Source organism: Endozoicomonas sp. ONNA2, from assembly GCF_024606365.1.
GTDB lineage: Bacteria > Pseudomonadota > Gammaproteobacteria > Pseudomonadales > Endozoicomonadaceae > Endozoicomonas.
The window spans coordinates 1-5553 of record NZ_JAHHPO010000117.1; the positions used below are offsets into that span (position 1 = coordinate 1).

Sequence of the window (5553 nt, forward strand, 5' to 3'; positions counted from 1 at the left end):
CATCCAGACAGTCGTGCGGCGTTACAACTCCGGTCACATAGCTTTGGCTATGCTCCCTTCGTTGTGCCACACAAATGCCCATGGCGCGTGAAAATAGTTTGTGCCACCCCAAGGGATGAAAAAGGGTTAAGCAAAATATTTTTCACGGCAAAGTATTGGCCCAGGTAGCCAGAAATATTCGATTCCATTTGGCTTTAAATGACCTCTGGAAAAATGCCTCAAACATGAACTCAGCAATTAATTAATTCTCAACAGGCCCCAAGGATTTAGTATGAATAATGTATCTTCGTTTACTCCACCTGCCACCGTCAATAAACCCGTTGACAATCTTGTCACTATTAACTATATCAAGTCCGTTCCCCGCCCCTGTTTGATGGAAACCATGTGCGGGCATATCTTTGAACAGAGAAACATCTTCGAATACTTTGATAGCTTGAAACTTGACGAAAGGGTTTGTGTTGTATGCAACAAAAATCCTCTTCCCCTCAAAATATATCTCGGTGGTTGCGATGATGCTGACCGCTACTGCCGAAACCCGGCTCTGGAGGCTGCTTGTACAGGTAATACAAAAGACCTTGAAACAATACTGACTAACGACCCTGAGGCCGTGCGGAAATACTTCAATGATCCTGAGCATGGCCACGAGGTTACCTTGCTACACGCTGCTGTCGATTTTAATCAGCTCGCTATCGTCAAACTCCTGTTGAAGTTAGAGGCAGATATCAATGCCCGCTTTCAAGACTCGCCGGAATCAAGTGACACCACACCCCTGATAATCGCGCTTAAAAATGGTAAGGAACACAAGAAAATCGTTGATCTTCTGGTACAGCGGGGGGCCGATGTTAATGCGATAAGGAGTGATTCCGGTGAGATACGAACTGAACCACCCCTATTTTATGCTATCAACATGGGAGACATCGAAACTGTTCAATGTCTGGTGGACAATGGGGCAAAGGTTGATGAAAACTTGAGCAATGATGAAGTTAACGGCTTTACACCCCTGATGATGGCTGCCCAGGAAGGCCACGTCGACATCGTTAAATATCTGTTGGAGAAAGGATCAAACGCCAATGAAGCCGAATATGGGGGCGAAAACGATGGCCGTACCTCCCTGATGATGGCCGCCAAGGAAGGACATACCAATGTCGGAAAAATTCTGGTAGAGCATGGGGCTGATGTTAATGCTGTCATAAGTGCCGGTGATTGTGAGGGTGTCACAGCCTTGATGCTTGCTGCTTGCTTTGGCAATGAGGAGTTTGTCAAACTTCTCATAGATAAAAAAGCCAACCTCAATGCCGCCCTGAGTGGCGGAGAATACAAAGGCTGTACAGCACTGTGGTCTGCCAGCTGCGAAGGTGAGACATCAATAGTCCAAACACTCCTTGAGGCCGGCGCAGACCCCAACCCTGTCGAAAAAAGTCATGATGCAAGCTGCCAAAGTCGCACAGCCTACATGGTAGCCAAGGAGAATGGGCACGAGAGGGTTGCCAGGCTCCTGCTGGATCATGGAGCAGCTTGATAGACAGTAGATTTCTGCTAGTTTTTAGCAATCCTTAAAACAGAGGAGCCCAATCGTGCAAACCATCGGATCTTTTAGCAGCAGTTCTGGCAGCCAGAATGGCTGTCAAGGAAGTACCAATAACGTTGGTGGCAGCAGCAACAATAACCGCAGCGAATCTGACCATAACAATCAAGTGGCTTTTTGCGGCTTTAATGTCTATGGACGACCTGCTGAATATTACGGTTTGTGTACCAGAAGCGGAAATGTCTATCCACGCATAGATTGCCCTCCCGAACTTGGCCTTGAACGGCTTGAGGGAGGGTCCGTACGCGCAGTTAGCCACCCCGATCGTTATCTTCCGTGTGAGTCCACTACTTCCGACTCTGAATCACCCGATATGGATGCCAGACTGCAAGCCATGTGTCAGGATCAGGACCGGGTCAATGAGGGTTGTTCCTGGTCGTCTGAATGCCCACCACTGTTACTGGCAGCAGAAAAGCAGGATGCCTCGCTGGTTCGTACAGCCTTGCTCAATGGTGCCAGAATTTCTGAAACTTTTGAGGGCAAGAATGTCCTGCATCGTGCCGCAGAGCAGGGCAGCATTGCAGTACTTGAGGAGTTGGCGAAACATCCTGATTTCAAAATGATCCTGAATGCCACAAGTGACTCGGGCGCGACGCCGTTAATCCTGTCGGTGGTCGGTAATAACCCGAAAATGACCGGAAGACTGGTGGATCTTGGTGCCAGTATCGATCAGACATGGTCCGGTAAAAATGCACTGGAATATGCGCTAGAAAAGGGTGATCTGGATGCCCTTAATGCACTAGGGCAACATCGCGACTTTAAACTGATACTGAATGCCAGGAACACCGACGGCCAATCCCCGTTGATGCAGGCCGTAGGTCCTAAATGGCCAATAATCCAAAGATTATTGATTCTGGGCGCCAGGTACTCAGATAACTGATTACGGTTACGATACTCCCACTCAGCATTGCCTGAGAGCTGCCTTGTCACATAAAAGCTTTCGGAATGAGAACTTTTCCAGGCATTATCTGTCAAATTAGTGAGGTCATTTGTTATTTAACACGGTGACTGACACAGGCAAAGCTATCTGAAGGAAACAACAATGCAGCCAATGGGTGGGATAACACAGGTACCAGACTGTCTTCAAAATCCGGTAAGTATTGATAAAACCACACCCGTAAAGGTTAATTACCATACAGGCGCAGTCATAGGAATACCTGCTGACCGAGGCATGGCATTGCAACTTGCCCAAAGCACGCCATCGACCAGTTTACCCTTCAAAAAATCGGTAAAACCGGGTCAGGTACGCTCCGTGCCCGGCCACCCTTACTCCGGATCCGATAATAAAACATCACGCCCGGCACCATCTGATAAACCGCTAGAAATGGAACTTCAAGTTCGTTCGAAGGCGGTGTCAGAGTGTCAGCGATGCCATTTGGATCATTCAGCCACACAAGTCCTGATAAACCTGATAAAACAGGGGGATACCGATAAAGTAAAAGAATGCATTAACAATAACCCCCTTTCTTTAACCATTGAAGATGAAAAAGGTAATTCAGTCCTGCATCTGGCGGTGCTTCATGGCCATGATGACTTATGCCGACTGTTATTTAATGGCGCCAGGCACTTGTTGCAGGCAACAAATGATAACGACGAACGACCTTTGCATATCGCAGCCAAAGGAAATCAAAACAATTGTCTGGCATTTCTCCTTGATAACTGCAGCTATACGACACTGGAAAAGGAAATGCTGGCAAAAGATAAATCAGGATCAACACCGGTTCACCTGGCTGCTCAATACGGAAATATAACCGGCTTAATGGCCATGCTTGATTATGAAAGTATCAGGTGTATGTATTATGGCGATTTCCCGCTTATTTCTTTTGCGATAAAGAATGGGCATAAAGATTGCGTCGCATTTATTCTCAGCCGAATAAAATCTGATTCCTTTCTATTTCAACCCTATTCTCTTGTTCGCTATGCTGTACAGCATGGACAGCTTGATTGCGTAAAATGGTTTGTACAAACGTACCCAGATTCTTTCACCTCGAAACGTCCTGATTTCCTGGCAGTAGATTCTATAATTCTGTTAGCTATAAATAGCGGCCAAGATAAAATTCTAAAATATTTGCTTGAGCAGCCATACTTTATCGATCGGTTGACGAAAATGGAATATGCCGATGAATTTGAGTGTAAAGAAAATGGTTCCTGTGCAAAACTGATCAGGGCTGCCCGGCAGAAAATGAAACTCCCTTTTTGCCCGGTGCAGAATTTCGATCAAACACTATTCCAAAAGACCTGGCAGCGTGAAGCAGAAAAAACTGCCAAAAATACCATGGCAGAAACACAAGCCTTACGAAAGCATCTGTATTCTTTATCTTACCTGCTCGATATCAGCTTGCCCGAGACAGCATCATCCATTTTGCCCCGGGTTAAAGCCTTATTAAGCGGATTGCAGAAAATAGGGGTTTATGTCCGTTGTGCCATTCAAGAGAATACCGATGAAAAAGGTCAGTTCTGGGCAATGGGTGATGCCACAGCATCTGTCGGGCTGATTAAAACCCTGGTTTCTTTGGGTGTAAAAACGATCCATGTACAACTGTCACCCCCGGATGACAGTGATTTCGTTACACGACAAAAATTTAACAGTGAAGAACGGGTGAAATATATCAAGAAACAACGTATAGCTTTATCCAAACTGGCTTACTTACTGCCAGGAACAAAGCTTGAACCGGGCATTCAGGAAATATATTCAAAAGGCACAAAGATTATCATTTCCACCTGTAACTTTAGAAGAGAGAATAAAATCGATGCCACCATTACGCTTTCATTTCTCAGCCCCAAGATAATGTATCAACACTTGGGGTTTGCACAAGAATCTTTTATTAACTTGACACCCTATCGTTTTTTCGTTGAAAAACAATCGATGTATTCGGATGCCGATACATCGGAAGAAAAGGTTAACAAAATTAACCATAATACTAAAATGCCAAATTGCAATGTCTCCCCTTTACATCTACCAATAAACGCCATTATCCCCGATGATGATCTGCAGCCACAGGAAACTGAAATATCAACCGCATCTGTTAACAGCCATGCAGCAACATTAATCTTGGCTATTAACCAACTGTGTGATTTATCCGCTAACGGAAAAATACAAACAGCTGTCGTTTATGGTTTGCATCATTCCGACCTGCGACATTGTAAACAAACGATATTAACCAATTGGCTTAGTGCTATTAAATTAAACCATGGTCAGGTAACGGATGCACTCCCGGTGGTGGTGACCACCACAGTCAGCGCTTTTGGTGATGATGATATTAACGGCAAAAGAGCATTATACAAAATCGCGAAAACCACAGGCTTCACACTGATTGACTTTCGGGACCAACAAGACCGGGCCTCTTTGATGGCTGCAGGCAAGGGTCAATTGTTACTGTGTCTTATGCCCAGTTTGCCAAGGCAAAGTTTCAACCAACTGGTGCAAAGCTCCCGGTTCCCGGTGTTAAGTGAAGGTGCCAATCTCACCACAACCCTGTTGCAAAATGGCCAACCCCACCTTTCTCTACTTCCCCGGGGGCAAACGCCAGTGGCCCAGGATATGGGCGGGCCACTGGAGGCTTTAAAGGCCCTGGCCTTTTCGTGCAAATTGCAGATGGAAATGGACGGAGCCGATATTTTGGCCCTTGACTTATTGTCAAGGATGGTCGGGAAAGGCCAATATAAAGCGGCCCTCTCTTTTATTGAAAGGATAAAGGCAATCAAGTTTAAAAGCAGGGCGATCGATTTTGTCTGGGCTGATCCTCAACCATCGCCTTTGCAATTGAGATCAGTCACCATTATGAGCCTATTACAAAAAGGGAATAAAATGGGTGACATTGAAAAAAAAGCGTTAGTCGCAGCGCTTGATCCTTCCGATAAAGCCCTGGCCGGTTATATCAACAGCTGCCTGGATAAGGACTCCATCACAACCCATCACTTCAGGCTGCAGCAAATGCATGTTAATAAGCCTTTTAATAATAAGGTGC

General features: G+C 45.7%; 3 protein-coding genes. All 3 read left to right on the forward strand.

Annotation, left to right across the window (positions count from 1 at the left end; all coding sequences use genetic code 11):
• Nucleotides 1-271 precede the first annotated feature (271 nt).
• Entirely contained in the window at nt 272-1519 is a 1248-nt protein-coding gene (locus KDK14_RS02210; protein WP_257263387.1) for an ankyrin repeat domain-containing protein, read from the forward strand.
• A gap of 55 nt (nt 1520-1574) precedes the next feature.
• Nucleotides 1575-2465, forward strand: a complete 891-nt coding sequence (locus KDK14_RS21580) for an ankyrin repeat domain-containing protein (protein ID WP_257263388.1) — start codon at nt 1575-1577, stop codon at nt 2463-2465.
• Between the two features lie 162 nt (nt 2466-2627).
• Nucleotides 2628-5553 (forward strand): ankyrin repeat domain-containing protein (locus KDK14_RS02220; RefSeq protein WP_257263389.1); only part of this gene is annotated, 2926 nt, incomplete at its 3' end.